General features: G+C 27.8%; 3 protein-coding genes. All 3 read right to left on the bottom strand.

The features are described from left to right. Positions 1-79: 79 nt before the first annotated feature. Complete coding sequence (locus tag KPL38_RS18980) at positions 80-499, bottom strand: PTS sugar transporter subunit IIC (RefSeq protein ID WP_246578050.1); 420 nt, start codon at positions 497-499, stop codon at positions 80-82. A 296-nt stretch (positions 500-795) separates the two neighbouring features. Then, positions 796-1,527, bottom strand: a complete 732-nt coding sequence (locus tag KPL38_RS18975; RefSeq protein WP_216290700.1) for a GntR family transcriptional regulator — start codon at positions 1,525-1,527, stop codon at positions 796-798. After that, positions 1,524-2,039: a GntR family transcriptional regulator gene (locus tag KPL38_RS18970; RefSeq protein ID WP_216290699.1), complete on the bottom strand. Its 516-nt coding sequence runs from the start codon at positions 2,037-2,039 to the stop codon at positions 1,524-1,526. Before KPL38_RS18970 ends, KPL38_RS18975 begins: the two co-directional genes overlap by 4 nt. Positions 2,040-2,315 lie beyond the last annotated feature (276 nt).

Genomic DNA, 2,315 nt, shown 5'->3' with positions numbered 1-2,315 from the left:
TGTTCTATGCCCAGAATGTGATGCAAATATGATAATCAAAGGACGATGAGATTATCATATTTGCTTGGCATAAGGGTTTTTACTCGACCGTAGGGAGATTTTGTTCTTCATCAATTAGATTATCAACACGATGCATTAAAAGTGAATATGAAGTCATTAATAAAGTATTTAGAAATTGCATCATAACTGCAACCGGTAGACCAAATGTAATAGCAACCTCAGCACCCTTTCCAGTTAGTAAAGCGACTGCAACACCTATTGTTCCTCCAGCACCAATATCCAATTGTGCTGTAGGTCCAATTGCGGTAGCACCCATCCAAATAACTTGTAATGATGCACCAATAATAAGGCCTTTCTGAACATCACCTAAGATTAATCCTACTAAGAATCCGGTAACAATAGGTTCGCGAAATTTCATTTCACCAAAAAAATTACCGTCTAAATTAGTTAATGCTGCAACACAACCGATTAAAAGTGCTTGAATAAGCGTAATATCCATTTCCTTCATTCCTCCTTTTTTTCTTTTTTTGTGTAAAATAGCCTCTATTTTTTTTTATTAAAACTGTTGTGGTATATCATGTATACCACTTGAACATAATATACACCACTTCTTATTTTAATACAATACTTTTCTACAAAAAAACAGAATAATTAATTTATTCTGATTTTTGTAGAAAATAATTATTTCAGTAAAATTTTTAAGTCCAACTCTATTCTCAAGTATTTACACTTCAGCTTTAGCCTTTTTTAATTTTGAACATTAAAAAAGGGCTGTTACATATCTAACTTATTTAGTTAGATATGTAACAGCCCTTTTTTTGTAGAAAAATGAAATGAAGTATATTCTGGTTTATTATACGATAATGTATATTCAACGATTTTTTTATCTTTATCGTATGCAAAGTAATTAAAAAAGAATATTTTTTTACCCGCCTGAATTTCTAATAATTTTGTATATTTTTGAGGAACATCTTTAATTTTCAAAGAATAATCTAATTTTTGAGGATGATGTCCTTGCGTATCCATATAGTCATATAAAGCATCTTCTACAAAATTATATCTTTCAGCTTCTTTAAAATATGAACATGGGAAATAGCATTCTTGAATAGCATATGGAATACCATTTATAAACGATAATCTAATTAATTCATATACTTGCGGTGAATCAGGAAAATAGTTTTTCAAATTCCCAATTGCATAAATTTTTTTAAGTGAAAGAACAATTCTAGAATGACTCATTCCACCTTTTCTAATAGACATACTTAAACTAACATCCCCACTACCAAGTTCAACTTTGCCTTGAACTACTGGAATTTTATTTACAAAGGTGCCTTTCCCTTGAATTGCATTTAAATATCCTTCGATTTGAAGATTTTTAATTGCATTTCTAACTGTTAACCGATTAATGCCATAAGTTTTCGACATTGTTCTTTCTGACATAATTTTATCACCAACTTGATATTCACCATCAGTAATTTTCTTTTTAATATTATTCATTAACTGAATATATAAAGCTTCATTATTCATTTTATATCCACCACGCTCCTAAACATATAGAAATTTGTAAGTGATGAAACCTCGCAATACTCTAATGGCTCATGTTTTTTGATGTATGTGATTTTTTTGATTAATAATATCTCAGAGTTTTCTTTTAAATTCAATATTTTTTTTTCAATTTCGTTTGCATCAACTACTAAAATTTCTTCTTCACTTTGATTCGTTTCTATATCATATTCTCTTTTCAGAATTGAGTGAAAAGACTCTTCACCTAAATCAAACTTTTCAATTGAAGGTACTTTATTATAATCAATATATAATTTTTCAATACACTTAGGTTCATTTTTAACAATTTTTACCTTTCTAAAACAAAATACCTTTGAAGCAATTGGTATACCTAAAGCTTTGCTTATAAGTTGATTAGATTCTTCAACTGATTTTTCTAAAACTTGATATTTAATTAAAAGTTTATGAGATAACTTTTCGTCACTAATTGATAATATATTATCAATATTTCGCACAAAACAAACATCTTTTTCCACTAGTTGTTAACCTCCTCAGCACACTACTAACATTCATTATAATAAAATTTAAAAATAAACACAAGTTTTATATTAATTATGAATCCATTTATAATAATATATCCTACTTTCCAATCGGTGGTTATTAAAACACTTTAGCAGTGTATCACAATTAATAGCTGTTAATAGTTGTAGACTTGTAGTTTAATATATCCTGATAATATAAGTGATTTGCAAATTTAAGTAACCTTTAAAATATAAAAAGGATAAATGAATGTGTTAATTAAATTTAACATT

Origin of the sequence: Clostridium psychrophilum, assembly GCF_018861705.1 — a bacterium.
Classification (GTDB): Bacteria; Bacillota; Clostridia; order Clostridiales; family Clostridiaceae; genus Clostridium_AD; species Clostridium_AD psychrophilum.
This window is presented reverse-complemented; position numbering and strand designations above follow the sequence as displayed.